Origin of the sequence: Sediminibacillus terrae (genome assembly GCF_009602435.1) — a bacterium.
Lineage (GTDB): Bacteria > Bacillota > Bacilli > Bacillales > Amphibacillaceae > Sediminibacillus > Sediminibacillus terrae.
The window spans coordinates 115,777-132,509 of sequence record NZ_VZDQ01000029.1; the positions used below are offsets into that span (position 1 = coordinate 115,777).

Genomic DNA, 16,733 nt, shown 5'->3' on the forward strand with positions numbered 1-16,733 from the left:
TAACCTTCTCTTATGAAATGTGCTGCTCTCCACCCCGGCAAGGCACTTCGCTTTCAGCTCGTGCTGTTCCCGTCGGAGTCTCCGTATCTTGCCTTCACTTCGTTTTCACGGTCTGAGTTTCAAGACAAGAGGAATAGAACCGAATTTTGTGGACATGCTTTTGTCCCGGCTTCGTTTTTTAAAGTGATTCCTTTCTTAGGACTGGGTGTAGTGTACTAACAAACGTAATCCTTCGTCGTTACGAAAAACACATTGCCTTATTAATTAAATCTCCACTATCGAGCGGGTAAGCCCGGTGATTTATTGTTCGAAAATACGAAAGCCAAATGGCGGCAATTCCATTTCGACAGGCAATGTTATTGGCTGCTTTTTCAGAATGCCTTCAGCTGAAAGTCGCCATTCCCGTGAGTCAGGTGTTCCCACGAAATCTCCAGTCGATAGCAGTTCAGCTTCGGGGCTATTGTTGAGGACAAATAACAGCCGGCCGGTTTTACCGGATTTTTCATAAACCAGACACTTTTCATTGCTGGTTTCATGAAAGCGGAAGTCGGCATGATTGCCGAAAAGCGGCTCGTTTTTCCGAAGTTCGATCAAGGAACGGACAAAGGCGAACAGCTCCCGGTCCTGTTTGTCTTCTTCCCACTCCATGCATGCGCGGCACCCTGGATCTTCTCCCCCGGCCATGCCTATTTCGTCCCCATAGTAAAGACAAGGCGTACCAATAAAGGACAATTGGAACAAATAAAGTAATTTGATTTTATTTTTGTCGTGGTCGGCTAGTGTTGCTATCCTTGGCGTATCATGGCTGTCGAGCAGGTTGAATGCCGATTCGTTGACGTTGGCTGGATACATATGCAAGACCTTTGTGATTGATTGTGCGAACTTCGATGCAGGGATCTTCTGTTTCGCAAAGAAGTCCACCGTTCTATTGGTGAATGGATAATTCATTACCGCATCGAATTGGTCTCCCCTCAGCCAAGGCATGGAATCATGCCAGATTTCTCCCAATATATATACATCGGGCTTGACACGCTTAACCGTTTTCCGAAACTCCCTCCAAAAGCTATGGTCGACTTCGTTGGCGACATCGAGCCGCCAGCCGTCGATATTGAATTCTTCCACCCAGTATTTAGCTGTCCGAAGTAAATAGTCTTTTACTTCCGGGTTGTTTGTGTTCAGTTTCGGCATGGAACCGACAAAGCCGAAAGTGTCGTAATTTGGTTGGCCGTCCGCTTTGACAGGAAATTCCCGCAGGTGGAACCAATCTTTGTAGCGCGAACGTTCCTGATTTTCCATGACATCCTGAAACGGCGGGAAATAATAGCCGCTGTGATTGAAAACCGCGTCGAGCATGACCCGGATGCCGCGTTTGTGACAAGCATCGACCAAACGGCGAAAGGTTTCTTTGTCGCCAAATTGCGGGTCGATCTCCATGTAATCGATCGTGTCATATTTATGATTGGAATAGGCGGTGAAAACAGGGGTGAGATAAATACCGTTGATTCCTAGTTCCTCCAGATAATCCAAGTGATCCATCACACCTTGGAAATCTCCACCGAAGAAGTTCTCCGGTGTCGGTTTGGCACGTCCCCATTCCACCGTCCCGGGCGGATTGAGGGCAGCATCGCCATTAGCGAAGCGTTCTGGGAAAATTTGATACCAGACCGTGTCCTTCACCCAGGCTGGCGGTGAAAATAAATCCACGGCATGCAAGTAAGGAAAGCAAAAATAATTGGCGATATCACTTGGTTTGGAATGGAAAAATCCACCCTCGGTGAAATAGCAGACTTCCTCTTCAGATTCACAGTGAAAACCGTAACGGAGCCGGCGGAAAGGCGGTTTGATTGCAGCAAACCAGTAGTCATGCAAATCCGTGGAGCCGGTTTTTTTCATCGGTTTACTGTCTGTTTGCCATTTTTCCTCCTTCCAATCATATGGGTCTCCATGGATGAGGGAGACACTGTTGATATCATCTTTTTTTGTTTGAAGCAAGATGTGCAGCGTTTCCTGATCATACATGTAGGCGAAGTTATCCTTCGGCCGGTGATAGACTGCTTCTTTTATCATCCTTAAACTCCTCCCGGGAGAGCGGGCCAGTTGGCACCCATTTAAAAAACCCCGTTTTCCAAATGGAAAACGGGGTTGTGGCCAGAGCCAGGCATTGCCCTCAGATTATTGTCGATCAATTGCTACCAATATACAGAAAGCGCTTCAACTCGTCAACCCATGGATTTGTGTTTTTTTGGGGTCAGGCCCCACTTAAAAAAAATAAGTGAAAACGGTTGCACAAATGAAACGTGCGGTGTAAAATGTAATCATATTAGTGCAAACGTTTGCGCAAAAGAAAAGGGGAGAAGAAAATGAACAAAAGTCTTAGAATGTCGATTAAATTCATCCTGCTGTTGAGTTTTTGTTTTTTACTGGCGGCGTGTGCGCCAGAGCGTGAAGAACCGGCAGGCGGAGAGGATTCTGACCAAGCATCCGCTGAAAAACCGGAAGAGCTGACGATTTGGGCAAATGACGAAGAAGCCCAGTTGGAAGCAATCGAAGACATAGCAGCTGATTATGAAGAGCAGGAAGGAATCAAAGTCAACGTGGTTGCAAAATCGATGCTGGATCAGGAACAGGAATTGGCACTTGCCGGGCCGGAAGGAAAAGGGCCTGATTTATTTTTCCAGCCTCATGACCGTATAGGGAACATCGTGGCACAAGGACTTGCCGAGCCGCTCGAATTGTCGGATGAGCAAATCAGCGGTTACAGCGAAGCTGCGATGGAAGCAGTCTCCTACAATTATGACGGGCAAACCGATTGGTATGGAGCGCCGATGGTCTTTGAAACGTATGGTATTTTTTACAATACGGATATCATTCCGGAAGCTCCTGAGACAATAGAAGATTTGCAGAATGTGGTCAGCGAGCACACCAATCCTGAACAAGAACAGTATGGTTTTCTGATGAAACCGAATGATCTTTACTTTGCTTATCCGTTCTTCAAAAACTTCGGTGCCTATATTTTTGGAGGGGATACCGGTGAATATGATACATCCGATATCGGCCTGAATAACGATGGTGCTGTGGAAGGCGGAGAGCTTTATCAATCATTCTTCGGACAGGAAAAAATCCCTGCATCCACGACCTCCGACGTAATCGACGGATTGTTTACAGAAGGCAAGGTCGGTGCCGTTATAAACGGGCCATGGGCCATTCCTGGATACAGAGAAGCGCTTGGTGACAGTCTTGCTTTTGCTCCGTTCCCTACGATTAACGGAGAGCCGGGAGAAACGTTGGTCGGTGTAAAATCCTGGATGGTTTCTTATTACTCGGAAAATAAAGATTGGGCAACCGACCTTGCGTTGTTTTTAACGAATAATGAAAGCTTACAGCATTACTATGAAATAGCAGGCGAACTGCCGCCGAACACGGAAGCCCTGGAAGCGATTGAAGATCCGATTCATGCTGCGTTCGCGGACCAAATCCAACATGGCGTTCCGATGCCAAGCACCCCGCAGATGTCACAAGTATGGGAACCCATGAACAATGCGTTGCAGTTCTTGGCGGATGGAGAAGATGTCCAGCCTGTATTGGATGAAGCAGTCGAACAAATCAAGGCAAATATAGAGGCTTCGGGACAGTAAGTATTTTAGGGGTAATGGGAAGGAGCATCTTCCCATTATCTTTATGAAATAGCTAAAAAAGGGGTGAATCAAATGGCCTTGCCTGATTACCAGCAAGAAGACAACAAGGATACAAGGGGAAGCAAGAAAAAGAAACATAGTCCGGCACTGGCGGTTTGTCTATCAATATTGTTTGCGGGTCTTGGACAGTTGTACAACCGCCGCTATGTAAAGGGGATTTGTTTCCTTATCATTGAAGCTGCATTTCTGGCGACAATGTTGCAATCAATCAATTATGGACTTTGGGGACTCCGGACACTCGGTACGATTCCGGGAACAGACCATTCCATCCGGCTGTTGGTGTTTGGCGTGCTTTCCTTAATTGGCGTGTTTTTTGCTCTTGCTTTGTACATTGCCAATGTCCTTGACGCCAGAAACCAGGCACGGAAGATACAGAATGGGTGGAAGCCTTCATCGTTCCGGGATGCCATCAGCTCGTTTTATGAGTATGCGTTCCCTTATTTGATGACTTTTCCCGGTCTGCTGCTCATGGTTTTTGTGGTTATTTTTCCTTTGTTATTCTCTGTGCTTTTGGCCTTTACCAACTATAATCTATATAATTCGCCGCCACGTAATTTGGTAGACTGGGTAGGTTTTGACAACTTTGTCAACCTGGTAACAGTTCCGCTGTGGCAGGATACATTTTTGAGTGTGTTTTCCTGGACCATTGTCTGGACGGTCGTCGCGACTACACTGCAAATCGCTTTGGGATTGTTTCTCGCCTTGATCGTGAATGATCCCCGCATTAAATTTAAAAAACTGATCCGCACGGTCTTGATTTTACCTTGGGCTGTCCCAGCCTTCGTGACAATCTTGATTTTCTCCGCCATGTTCAATGATGACTTCGGAGCCATCAACAGAGACATTATCATTCCGCTGCTTGGAGGCGGTGGTTTGCCATGGCTTAGTGACCCATTTTATGCCCGGATTGCCATTATCCTGATTCAAACATGGCTGGGATTTCCGTTTATTTTCGCTTTGTTTACCGGGGTACTGCAAAGTATCTCGAAGGACTGGTATGAAGCGGCGGATGTGGATGGTGGCTCCAGGCTGCAAAAGTTCCGTCATATCACATTGCCGCATGTCATGTTTGCTACTGCGCCTTTGCTGATCATGCAGTATGCGCAAAACTTCAATAATTTCAATATCATTTATTTATTCAATGAAGGTGGACCACCTGTGAGAGGGCAAAATGCCGGCGGGACCGACATCCTGATTTCCTGGGTTTATAAATTGACCTTCGATACCAATAATTACAGCATGGCTGCAGTTATTTCCATCATCATGGGAGTGATCGTCTCCTGTTTCGCTTTTTATCAATTCAGAAAAACTCGATCATTCAAAGAAGAGGGTGAAATTTGATGAACCAGAAGAAAAAATCAAGAATCGAAGTCGCTGCCATGTATTTGGTACTGACGGCTGTCGCCGTGGCGATATTTTATCCACTGGTTTGGACAATCGGCATTTCTTTCAACCAGGGTAACAGCCTTTACTCATCCTCCATCATTCCGGAAAATTTCTCTTTGGATCATTATAAATGGTTGTTCAGTTCGGAGAGTGACTACCTGCTCTGGTACAAGAATTCTCTGATTGTGTCTGGTGTAACAGCTGTCGGCAGCGTTATTTTCACTTCGCTAGTAGCCTATGCATTTTCACGCTATCAATTTGTCGGCAGAAAAAACGGTTTGTACATCTTTTTGCTGCTGCAAATGTTTCCGGTCATGATGGCGATGGTCGCTCTGTATATTTTCCTTAACATGATCGGCCTGTTGGACACGCTGACAGGGTTGATATTGATCTACTTAGGAGGACAAATTCCGTTCAATGCCTGGCTGGTGAAGGGTTACTTTGATACGATTCCACGTGAACTGGATCAAGCCGCACGGATTGACGGCGCTGGGCACTTGCGGGTGTTTTGGAGCATTATGCTGCCGCTGGCCAAGCCGATACTGGCTGTCGTCGCCTTATTCAATTTCATGATGCCGCTGTTCGATTTTCTCTTGCCTTCGATTGTCTTGTCCAGTGCTGACAATTACACGCTGGCGGTGGGACTCTACAACTTTATCAATGACCAGTTCGCCAACAATTTTACCAGATTCGCAGCAGGGTCGATTCTGGTGGCAGTGCCGATTGCCGCTGTTTATCTATACTTGCAACGCTATTTGATTTCCGGATTGACAGCAGGCGGCACAAAAGGCTGAGAATGTTGCGCCTTTTACTTTGAATCTCATATGAAAACGTTACAATAAAATAGATACTTACAGCTTGATGAACAGGAGGTACGACATGTTAGAAGATACTAGTTTTGCGATTCATCCAGGTGCGGAGCAGCAGAGGAATGCGGCTGTCTATCACGACATCGGCAATGTGAAATATCAGGAGAAAGGGAACGATTCGTTTCATTTCATCTGTGAAAACGGACAGGTCGCTATCCGCTTTTATACGGAAGCCATTGTCCGCATCACCATGAATCCAAAGGGCGAACCGAGTGGGGGTCAATCACGCTCCGTAGTTGCAGAAGCAAAGAAAGTCGACGTCGAGGAGGATGGCACTGCGGAGGTTTATGAATTGAAAACAACTGAGCTTCATTTGTCGATTTCCAAGACTCCTTTTCGAATCCACATCTATGACCGGCAAGGAAGGGAATTGGTAACGGAAGCGGAACATGGGATGGCTTGGCAGGAAAACGGCGAGGTAGCCGTCTTTAAACAGATGCATGAGAATGATCACTTTTACGGATTTGGAGAGAAGGCCGGTTTTCTCGATAAACGCGGTGAAATGTATGAGATGTGGAATACGGACGTGTATGCCCCGCATAATCCGGAAACAGACCCGCTCTACGAGTCGATACCGTATTTCATGACGCTGAGAGACGGAAAAGCGCACGGCATCTTTTTTGATAATACGTTCCGTTCCTGGTTTGATATGCGTTCTTTCGCAGAGCGTTATGCTTACCGAGCAGAAGGAGGACAGCTTGATTATTATGTAATGGCAGGTCCTGAACCAAAGCACGTATTGGAGCAATACACATACCTGACAGGGAGAATGCCGCTGCCTCCGAAATGGGCGATCGGTTACCATCAGTCACGTTACAGCTATCAGACGGAAGAAGAAGTGCGGGAAGTTGCTCAACATTTTATCGACCGGGATATCCCGCTCGATGTGCTGCATCTCGATATTCATTATATGAACGGGTACCGTGTTTTCACTTTTGATGAAGAACGGTTTCCAAATCCGGAAAAACTTGTTCGCGATTTGCGCGAAATGGGGATAAGGGTCGTGCCGATTGTGGATCCCGGTGTCAAAAAAGACCCGGAATACCCGACTTATCAGGAAGGGGTCACCGGTGATTTGTTTTGCAAGTATCTCGAAGGAGATATTTATTTCGGTGATGTCTGGCCGGGGACAAGTGCATTTCCCGACTTCACCGAAGAAAAAGCCCGGAAATGGTGGGGGGAAAAGCATCGTTTTTACACGGAAATCGGTGTCGAGGGTATCTGGAATGATATGAATGAACCGGCTGTTTTCAATGAAACGAAAACGATGGATGTACAGGTCATGCACTGGAACGATGGAAGTCCTGCCACCCATCGCGAGCTTCACAACCTGTATGGGATGTTGATGGGAAAAGCGACTTATGAAGGATTGAAAGATCAGCTCGACGGTAAGCGTCCATTCCTGCTGACCAGAGCCGGATTTGCCGGGATTCAGCGTTATGCTGCAGTCTGGACGGGAGATAACCGCAGCTTCTGGGAGCACCTGCAAATGTCCCTGCCGATGGTGATGAACCTTGGACTGTCCGGAATTTCTTTCACGGGACCGGATGTCGGTGGATTTGCACACCATTCGAACGGAGAACTATTGACACGTTGGACACAGGTGGGGGCGTTTACGCCTTTTTTCCGTAACCATTCGGCCATCGGTTTTTTGTATCAGGAGCCATGGCGTTTTGGAGAAAAGTATGAAGCAGTGATCAAGGAATATATCGAGATGCGGTACCGCTGGATGCCGCAGCTGTATTCGCTGTTCGCCATCGCAAGCAGTCGGGGATTGCCGGTGATGCGGCCATTGTTCATGGAATTCCCCGAGGATGAGAAAACGTACAATCTGAATGATCAATTCATGATCGGCGATAATGTGATCATTGCCCCGATTCTCGCTCCGTCAGTCGTGGACCGTGCCGTTTACCTTCCGGAAGGGGAATGGGTCGAGGCATCCAGCGGCGTGGCGTATCAAGGGGAAAACACCTATTTGATCCATGCTGAACTGGAAGACCTGCCGTTGTTTATTAAAAAAGGGACGGCGGTGATGCAGACAGATTGGACGTCCAACAAAGACAAGTCATGGAAAAGGGTGCGGATGGATATTTATGCCGGTGATCAGGGAGAGGATTACCGTTTTACGTTCTATGATGATGACGGGGAAACTTTTGCTTATCAGCATGGAAGCTATTTGGAACTGGAAGTGGAGGTTGTGTCGACCGAAGAAGCTGTCAAGGTGGATATCGTTGATCGTCGAGGCGATTATGTACCGGCATATCAGCAAATCGATATCCATGTAATTGGTCGGAAGGACGGCCAGGATGTTATACTGAATGGAGAAAAAGAAAACGGAGACAGTTACCTGTCGTTGACAGAATGAACGAATAACAAAAAAGTAGAGGGTGGACTTGGCTGATGGTGACAATAAAGGATGTAGCAAAGGAAACAGGTGTATCCCCCTCTACTGTGTCACGCGTGATTGCGGACAATCCGCGGATCAGTCCGGATACAAAGCAAAAAGTGCGCGAAGCAATGGAACGGCTCGGCTACCATACCAATATCCATGCACGTAACCTGGTGGCTAAGTCGACTAAAGCAATCGGTGCCATCATGCCGTCGTCTGCTAATAAAGCGTTACAGAATCCGTTTTTTCCCGAGGTTCTTCGGGGAATCGGTTCTGTCATTCATGAACGACAGTATTCGTTGACCCTTTCCAGTGGCGAGACAGAACAAGAAATTCTGGAAGAAGTACAGCGGATGGTGTATGGCAGTTATGTCGATGGACTGATTTTGTTGTATTCCCGTGTGGAAGATCCGGTCGTGGCCTTTCTCGAGGAGCGGGATTTTCCGTATGTCATGATCGGCAAGCCCTTTGCCAGGCTGGAAGAAATCACCCATGTCGACAATGACAATTTTATGGCTGGAAAGCAAATCACCAATCATCTTATTGCAAGAGGCCATGAGAAAATCGCCTTCATCGGGGGTTCCAAGGACCTTTTCGTTACAAGGGACCGGGAGTCCGGCTACCTGGCGGCGTTGACAGATGCAGACTTGCCGCATGACGAAGACTATGTCATCCATACGGAATTTTTAAAATCAGGCGGAAAGGAAGCGGTCGAACAGTTGCTTTCTCTTCCTATACGTCCAACCGGGATTGTCGTGACAGATGACTTAATGAGCCTTGGGGTACTGAGTACTCTCGAGGAATCCGGCGTCCAGGTTCCTCATGATATCTCGCTGGTCAGTTTCAATAATGCTTATTTGTCTGAGATAACAAAGCCGGCGTTGACAACCGTCGATATCAATATTCATGAGTTAGGCGCCCAATCAGCCAGGGCGCTAATTGAAAGGACGATCGACAACAAAATCCCTCCGAAGCGGATCATTGTGCCATATACCATTATTTACCGTGGTTCGGTGAAGGAGCAAAAATGAGTAAAGGAATTTTCGGTGGCCGGGACAAAAGTATTGCTATCAAAACAAAAACCGAGCGAATGAGGGAATCGTTCGGTTCTTGTTTTGGGCACGATGCTTTTGTCCCGGACTCTTTTTTATTTGAAAAGTGACTTTGGGGTATAGTCCTTCTGGGAATTCAAAGATGGCGCATTTAATTTTTGGATTGGAAGACAATAGGGAGTGGATCAAGTCCAACTATACTTATTGGAGGTATTACGATGAATGCACCAGCTCACGAGCTTCTAGAAACACAGGAAGCACTTAGAACCAAAGCAGCAGAAATTGAACAGCATGGCTTTTTTGCCAACCAATGTAATGACCAGCAGCTAAAGGGCATGCTGACAAGACACCAGCAGCAAATGATAACGGCCTATCAGCAAGGGGTCAATTTAATGCAAGGCAAGAATGTACAACTTGCCCACCAATACCCGAATTTCCAGGCAGTCAACACTATGCCGGGGATGCAGCAGAACAATTCTTCGGCACCGTCGGTGAATACTCAGTCGCTTTCGGATCAGACAATGGCGACGTTGGCATTGAATGCTCATAAAGCAGGTGCCATGATGGGAATGCAGTGGGCAAATGAATGTGTGGACCCGCAGCTTCGCAGTTATCACGTGAACGGCGCTAATTTGTGCCAGGAAATGGCGTATGAAATGTGGAGCTGGATGAACCAAAAAGGTTACTACCAGCCAGCACAATTCAACTCCCAGCAAACTTCGACCATGGCCGCTTCTTTTCAGCCGATGCCCAACCAAATGGGCGGTCAGACCAACCAGTTCCAATCCGGACAAATGCAATGACCGAAAAACAGTACCGCTACCTACAAAGGTCCGGTACTGTTTATTTTTAGGAGATAAGCAAGAGATGTGCAGCTCCAGCGGCCCCCTCGAAGATTTAAGCAAAGCCTCTGTGTGTGACAATAGACCGCCGCTTCGAGGCCTTGGTTGAGCTTGTCGATGGGTGTTGATGAAGGTGTTGTCACAGGATGTGGAAAATTAGCCTGTACTCATTTAAACAGGCCTTTGCGCTTTTCTTTCTAGAAAACCCTTGTTAAGGTGTCAGCAAAAAGGCAACACGGAAATGCAGCTTCGTTTTTTCTTCTGCCATCGCTTGCGCTCCGTTCGTTTCGTAATACCCTTACCCAGCTTATGCATCTAGATGCTCTAAAAAGGCAGCTGCCGCAAGTGTTGGTTGGTCAATCGTGGAGTAATGGCTTGCGTTCGGAATGATCTTAAACACGGACCCGGGAATCGTTTGATGAAGGATCATCCCCCAGTACGGAACCAGGAATCGATCATGCTGCCCCCAGAGCAGGGTGACAGGTTTGCTGATGTTTGGTAAGTAGGGGACAAGGTCTTCTGTTTGATGGTGATTAAGGGCCAAGGATGCTTGACGGAGCTCCTCCGGTCCAGATGGCGTATTAAATGGAGAGGTGAATTTTTGAAGCAAACCAGGCGTCAGCATGGAAGGGAAGTACACTCCTTCTCTAAGCATCCGTTCAATGAATAACGGAGACGGCATGAATTCTTCTGCAGTTGGATACCTGATTGATTCAACGATAGGCAACGGCCAGTTGGCATACGTAACGCCATCAATGACAATCATGCTTTTCATCCGTTCGGGATGATGGACTGCAATGATTTGAACAACTCCCCCGCCCAAATCGTGACCGATAAAGTGAGCTTTTTCAATTTGAAGCTGATCCATTGCGGTAAGAATATATTGGCTTTGTTTTGGCAAGGTCAAGTCTTCGCAAGGTCCCCGATCTGATTTTCCGTATCCGATCATGTCCACAGCCAATACGGTATAGTTTTGCTTGAGGTAAGGTATCACATAGTCCCATAAGTGGGAATTAGTCGGAATTCCGTGGTTTAAAACAACAACATCCTTACCGTCTCCTTGATTGAAAAGACGGACATTCATATTATATTTCCCTACATTTATTTTCCGTTCGTCAACCACTTTATCTGCCCCTTTCGATATCCCTTGTTAATTTATGCAATCCAACGAATCGGTTGCCTGTCTGAGCAGCAATCTGCAATGAAATCGTTTAGATTATGCTGAAAAAGGATATAGATTACTAGCACAATTATTCATTACGGCTAATTAAACGGAGGGGATTCACATGAAAAAATCAACAATGGGAATGATTGCCGGATCTACAGCTTTGGTCTCAGCAGGTACGGTTATGGCTGTGAAGAAATATCAGGAAAAATCGGGAAATGGAAGCGTAAACGCCAATGAGATGATGGAAAAGGTCAAAACAGGGGCGGGCAAAACCATGCAAAAGGCCAAAACGGCCATCGATAAGCAAATGGATATGATGAATAAAGAAAAACAAATGATCGATCAAGCGGACGCAAAATTACAAGATGGCAAAGGTTCTTCCAACCTTGATCCAACCATCCAAAAAAAAGATGAAATCGAAAGCCCCGATGCCCCCGAGGATGAGGCAGAAAAAGGTTTGACAGGGCTGGATCACGAGTATCGTTCAGAATGGGTTGCCAACGGCTTCCCGCAAACCCATCGGGAAATGGAAAAGCTGGAAGAGGAAGATGATAGTAAATAAAGAAAGCAAACCGGACCTTCGAACGGGTCCGGTTTTTTGCCGGCCAAATAATGGATAGGTAGTATGTCTTACGGAGTCTATGAAGTGAAACGAAGGGACGGCGTAAATTTTCGATCATACTAACGGGCAGTATCCGGATAGCCCGCGGCTTTTCTGTCAATCTCGAACCACCTGATGTGTTTGGTCACTCGCATTTAAAGTTTTTGTAAAGTATCGACGATTGCATAGCAATCCCCTCCAGGTTCTTTTAAAATTTGCTACAGATAGACAAGAAAAATTAAAAGGTGGTAGGGGGAAATGGGGATAAAGTTTTGGGCAGGCAGTAAAAACACGAAGCATGCAACAAGACGGGCAGCCTTAAGGAGTTACTTTTTGAAAAAAAGCAAGTGGAACAATATCACGATAAGTCGCAAACTGTTGTTGCAGGCTTTTTTGACAATTGGGCTTTATCTTGCTGCCGCCGTTATCATTGGCAGTTTGCTGGTCAGTTTAGTGAAGGATATACATCGTATTAAGATTCAGGAAGAACGGGCGGTGCAGATGACGGAAATTGGTTCATTAATAAGGTCGAAGGACATCCGCATCGCCGATTATATAACGTTTTTGCGAAGTGAAGACCAGCAGGAATACCGTCAGCTTCGGAACAGTCTGAATGAAAAAATAAAAGAGGTATCTGCCGCTGTAACTGATACTCCAGCGGCTGGAACGTTCCGGGAAATCGAAAATAACAACCGGGAAATCGATAAACTGTTTGTCGACAATGTCGTCCCGTCAGTGGTTCGAGGAGACACGGAAATATATACCGATGCACGTTTGCAGATTTCTGCGCTTCGTAATCAGAATGTCGAACTGCTTGATCAACTTAAAACGGATGTTCAAGCTGACAGTAACCAATTGATCACTGCAGCCGAAAACAATATCAGGACAGCCATGATTTCCATGGCGGCGGTAATAATGATTGTCAGTATTATCAGTGCCGGAATGGCCGTTTTGATTGCCCGCACCCTTAGACAAGGGTTGAAGCAACTAGTGGAAGTCAGTCATCGAATTGCGGACGGAGATTTGACCAACCAAGAAATTGATTATGAAGGGGAGGATGAAATCGGACAGCTGACCAAAGCGGTGAACAAGATGAATCGGAAAATCAAGGAGATGGTCGGCCATATTCAGCAAACATCCCGTCAAGTCTCCGGGCAGAGCGACTTTTTATACCGGCATTCCAATGAAGTACAACAGGCGAGTGAAAATATAGCAGCCACTATGCAGCAATTATCGGCAAGCTCCCAGGAACAAGCCGGTTTTTCACAAAGCATTCACGGGATAGTCAGCGGTTTCTATCAGGATATTGAACGGGCAGATGCAAAGGGAGCTGAATTGGCTGCCTCTTCCAAACAGGTCCTGTCTGCCACCCAGGCCGGGAGTGAATCGATGAACAGCACAACCAGCCAGATGAAAGAAGTGTATGCTATTTTTGAAAGTGCTGTGGAAAAAATGCGCAATTTGGACGAGAGTTCCAAGGAGATTTCTCATTTGGTGGAAGTGATCAAGGGAATTGCCGCACAAACGAATTTGCTTGCACTCAATGCTTCGATTGAAGCAGCCAGGGCGGGCACTGCCGGAAAAGGGTTTGCCGTGGTGGCCGAAGAAGTCCGGAAGCTTGCAACACAGGTCGAGCTTTCTGTCAGTGAAATCACCAGAATGATTTCGGGAATACAGGCCGATACAGCGAATGTTTCCTCATCCCTGACCGATGGTTATCAGCAAATCGCAGAAGGAAAACAGAAATCTTTGGAGACAGAGACAAGTTTTCATTACATACAGGAAGAGATGGCAGGAATGGCCGATGGAATCCAAACCATCTCTCAGACAATCCGACAGCTGAGCTTGAACAGCAAAGATATCAACCAATCGGTCGATAAAATCGCAGATATCACCAATCAATTTTCAATCGGTTTTGAGCAAGCGTCTGGTTCGGTTCTTGAACAGAAGCAGGAAATCAGAGGTGTTTCCGACAGCGCCGCCACCCTAGCAGATTACGCAAGACAACTTGATAAGGCGGTCGCACGCTTTACCATATGAGGCCGGGCGTGCCGGAACACCAACTGTAGCTATGTAAAGGCAAGAGGTCATTTTTTTAGCTGATTGAGCAGTTTTTTCGTGTGCTTAGGGGTCTTTAAATGGTAGATGGTAATGTCGTTCGTGTTCCTCAGCTTGTCTTTGATAGCAGGGGCCCTCCGTTTCTTGAACCTGGCCACCCAAAGGAAAAATTCAAGGTCGAGTTTTTCCCGGCAATCTACTCCCATATCGGGACGGGTTTTCCCTTGGTACTGAATGCGTCGTTTGACTATGCCATATAAGCATCTCAAGGTGGAATAATCGAGAAAAATCACAGTGTCTGCAGCCTGCAGCCGTAATTCCATGGTGGACCCGTAGTTGCCATCAATGATCCAGGCGTCCTGCTGGATGATCTCCTGCTGCAGCGTTTGCAGTTCCTTTTTGCTGATCGGCTGCCAGCCGGGCTTCCAAAAGTAAGCATCCAAGTGGTAGACGGGTAAATGGAGAATCTCGCCCAATTGTCTGGCCAATGTTGATTTTCCGGCACCGCCGCTACCGATAATCGCGATTTTTTTCAAGGATTAGTCCCTCCCGGTAACCATATTTTGTCTGAGCGTATGTGTTTGTTTGTGGGTTTGTTCGATGATGAAGCAAAACAACAAGGTGAATGGAAGATTTTGTTTTTCTGGTGACAGATTTTTAATCATACCATTATTTTTAGAAAAATCAATAACTTTTTAGAAGAAAGCTGAATCGTGGTTCGTTCCGAAGGAAAACCAAAAGAGCCTGGGAGAAAAGCATCGTGACCTAGTAAAAAGCAAACCGTTCCTACCCTTCTCATGAAAAGTGCAATTTTCCACTCCGGCAAGGTACTTCGCTTTCCGCGGGCACGGCTTCAGCTAACTTGGCAAAGAATACCGCTTTGCCTATTGCCGTTACGGATAGAGAGCGAAGCTGCGTGGAAACCAGGAGTACTTCTTTATCCTTTTTATGCTATTGTTCAATTCCGAAGAATAAAGGAACCCAGATGCTGATTTTTCGTCTTTGTCACTGTTTAGATATCTATCATCCAATAGAAGAATACGGTTCATCTTGTCTTTATCGTGTGGAAATCAGAGCACAAAAACGTAGCGAAGGCAAGATACGGAGACTCCAACGGGAACAGCACGAGCTGAAAATCCCGCAAGAAAGCGGTTGGTGCTTTCGGAGGAAGTTGAAGCCGTGCCCGTGGAACGCGTAGTAACTTGCCGTAGCGATTCGAAGCACACATCAAACAACAGGATAAAAAGAGAATATACAAATACAAACCGAACGAATTTGATTGGCAGCTAGAATTCGTTCGGTTTGTACTTTAGTGGTCTTGCTTTTGTCCCGACCTCTTACGTTATCTTACTTGTGCGAATATAGATGCAGTCAGACCGGCGTCTTCTTCATAGGCTTTTTGCAGTTTTTTCGTGACAGGTCCAGGTTCTCCCTTGTGTACTTTCATCCCGTCGATTTTCACAATCGGCATGATTTCAGCTGTACTGCTCGTCAGGAACACCTCATCTGCCTGCTGCAAATCATCAGTCGAGAATGCTTTTTCCAGTAAAGGGATATCCAGTTGTCGAGCGAGCACCTTTACTCGGGAACGGACACATCCATGCAGAATGTTGTTCGTTTCCGGGTGGGTACGAATTTCCCCGTCCTTTACAAGATAGACGTTGGAGGAACTGCATTCTGTCACCGTTTCATCACGATGGAGGATCGCTTCAAATGCTCCCTGTTCTTTTGCCTCTTGTTTGGCAAGCACATTCGGAAGCAAGTTCAGGCTTTTGATGTAACAGTTTTGCCAGCGCACATCCGGCTGGGTGATCGCGGCTACACCGTTGGTCAATTTTTGAATCGGTCGAGGCGTTTCCTGAGCGTATGCATAAAAGTTTGCATCGACATCCGGAAAGACATGGTCCCGTAAAGCCGAACCCCTGGTTGCCTGGAGGTAGACTTTGGCATCTCCTTTTATCTGATTGACTTTAAGCAGATCACCAAGCAGCTGAAATAGTCGTTCTTTCGTGAAAGGCAAGGTTAGTTTGACAGCCTCTGCCGAGCGGAAAAGCCGGTCGATATGTTCGGTTATTAAATAAAAATGTCCTTGATAAACGCGGATGACTTCATATATACCATCCCCGAACTGCAGTCCGCGTTCCTGGAACGGGTACATTAACTCGTCTTCGTTCACGAAATTTGTTTGGGACAAAACCTGTGAATAAATCATGGAAGGAATCCTCCTTTTTCGAAGTTGACAGTTATAAAAAATTATAGCACAGAATAACCTTGTATTATATGGTGGAATGGCTGTAGATGCTGGTTTTCATAGAGCTAGCTGCGCGTTTTTCCGGGATCCCCATCTTCTTTTCCGAAAAACAGTCATTTTTTTCGACAAAAAATGATATATACCTATTGCAACACCGGAATCCGGTTGTTATAATGATAAACATCACTTAAAGGAAATATTCTTTTCAAGCCTTTGCCGAAGCTTTCGGACCAAAGGAAAAACTGGAAAATGCAGGTGATGATTTGTCTACTTAAGATGCGGGTGTAGTTTAGTGGTAAAACCTCAGCCTTCCAAGCTGATGATGAGGGTTCGATTCCCTTCACCCGCTCCAATGAACTCATGAGCCAACGCAGTGTTTCGTTTTTAAAGCAACGAGGCATTGCGTTTTTAATTTGGTTAAA

12 protein-coding genes and 1 tRNA gene are annotated in these 16,733 nt (G+C 46.3%); 9 read left to right on the forward strand and 4 right to left on the reverse strand.

Annotated features, from left to right (window positions below; translation table 11 throughout):
• Positions 1–300 precede the first annotated feature (300 nt).
• Positions 301–2,067 (reverse strand): glycoside hydrolase family 13 protein, encoded by a 1,767-nt coding sequence (locus F6X55_RS19850; protein ID WP_153465525.1) that lies wholly within the window; start codon positions 2,065–2,067, stop codon positions 301–303.
• 293 nt (positions 2,068–2,360) lie between these two features.
• Between F6X55_RS19850 and F6X55_RS19855 the strand changes: the two genes are divergently transcribed.
• From F6X55_RS19855 to F6X55_RS19880, 6 genes are all read left to right on the forward strand, one after another.
• Positions 2,361–3,635 carry a sugar ABC transporter substrate-binding protein gene (locus F6X55_RS19855; protein WP_026571826.1) on the forward strand — a complete coding sequence of 425 codons (1,275 nt, stop codon included), beginning with the start codon at positions 2,361–2,363 and terminating at the stop codon, positions 3,633–3,635.
• Positions 3,636–3,707: 72 nt separating this feature from the next.
• A complete protein-coding gene (locus F6X55_RS19860) occupies positions 3,708–5,036 on the forward strand; it encodes a carbohydrate ABC transporter permease (RefSeq protein ID WP_026772447.1) in 1,329 nt (442 codons plus the stop codon).
• Positions 5,036–5,875, forward strand: coding sequence for a sugar ABC transporter permease (locus F6X55_RS19865; protein ID WP_026571828.1), 840 nt, complete (start codon positions 5,036–5,038; stop codon positions 5,873–5,875). Before F6X55_RS19860 ends, F6X55_RS19865 begins: the two co-directional genes overlap by 1 nt.
• A gap of 85 nt (positions 5,876–5,960) precedes the next feature.
• A complete protein-coding gene (locus F6X55_RS19870) occupies positions 5,961–8,315 on the forward strand; it encodes a glycoside hydrolase family 31 protein (protein ID WP_153465527.1) in 2,355 nt (784 codons plus the stop codon).
• A 35-nt stretch (positions 8,316–8,350) separates the two neighbouring features.
• Entirely contained in the window at positions 8,351–9,370 is a 1,020-nt protein-coding gene (locus F6X55_RS19875; protein ID WP_272914959.1) for a LacI family DNA-binding transcriptional regulator, read from the forward strand.
• Positions 9,371–9,609: 239 nt separating this feature from the next.
• Positions 9,610–10,194 (forward strand): spore coat protein, encoded by a 585-nt coding sequence (locus F6X55_RS19880; RefSeq protein ID WP_051382242.1) that lies wholly within the window; start codon positions 9,610–9,612, stop codon positions 10,192–10,194.
• A gap of 346 nt (positions 10,195–10,540) precedes the next feature.
• Here the strand turns inward: F6X55_RS19880 and F6X55_RS19885 are convergent, their stop codons facing one another.
• Positions 10,541–11,356 (reverse strand): alpha/beta fold hydrolase, encoded by an 816-nt coding sequence (locus tag F6X55_RS19885; RefSeq protein WP_237648726.1) that lies wholly within the window; start codon positions 11,354–11,356, stop codon positions 10,541–10,543.
• Positions 11,357–11,519: 163 nt separating this feature from the next.
• On the opposite strand from F6X55_RS19885, the gene F6X55_RS19890 reads away from it, so the two are divergent.
• Both F6X55_RS19890 and F6X55_RS19895 read left to right on the forward strand, forming a co-directional pair.
• Positions 11,520–11,963 carry a hypothetical protein gene (locus F6X55_RS19890; RefSeq protein ID WP_051382241.1) on the forward strand — a complete coding sequence of 148 codons (444 nt, stop codon included), beginning with the start codon at positions 11,520–11,522 and terminating at the stop codon, positions 11,961–11,963.
• A gap of 297 nt (positions 11,964–12,260) precedes the next feature.
• Positions 12,261–14,042 carry a methyl-accepting chemotaxis protein gene (locus tag F6X55_RS19895; protein ID WP_153465531.1) on the forward strand — a complete coding sequence of 594 codons (1,782 nt, stop codon included), beginning with the start codon at positions 12,261–12,263 and terminating at the stop codon, positions 14,040–14,042.
• Between the two features lie 47 nt (positions 14,043–14,089).
• Here the strand turns inward: F6X55_RS19895 and F6X55_RS19900 are convergent, their stop codons facing one another.
• Positions 14,090–14,596, reverse strand: coding sequence for a DNA topology modulation protein (locus F6X55_RS19900; protein WP_026571832.1), 507 nt, complete (start codon positions 14,594–14,596; stop codon positions 14,090–14,092).
• A gap of 806 nt (positions 14,597–15,402) precedes the next feature.
• On the reverse strand, positions 15,403–16,272 hold the full coding sequence (gene dat, locus F6X55_RS19905) for a D-amino-acid transaminase (RefSeq protein ID WP_153465533.1): 870 nt from the start codon (positions 16,270–16,272) through the stop codon (positions 15,403–15,405).
• A gap of 317 nt (positions 16,273–16,589) precedes the next feature.
• Here dat and F6X55_RS19910 point away from each other — a divergent pair.
• A tRNA-Gly gene (locus tag F6X55_RS19910) sits at positions 16,590–16,663 on the forward strand.
• Positions 16,664–16,733 lie beyond the last annotated feature (70 nt).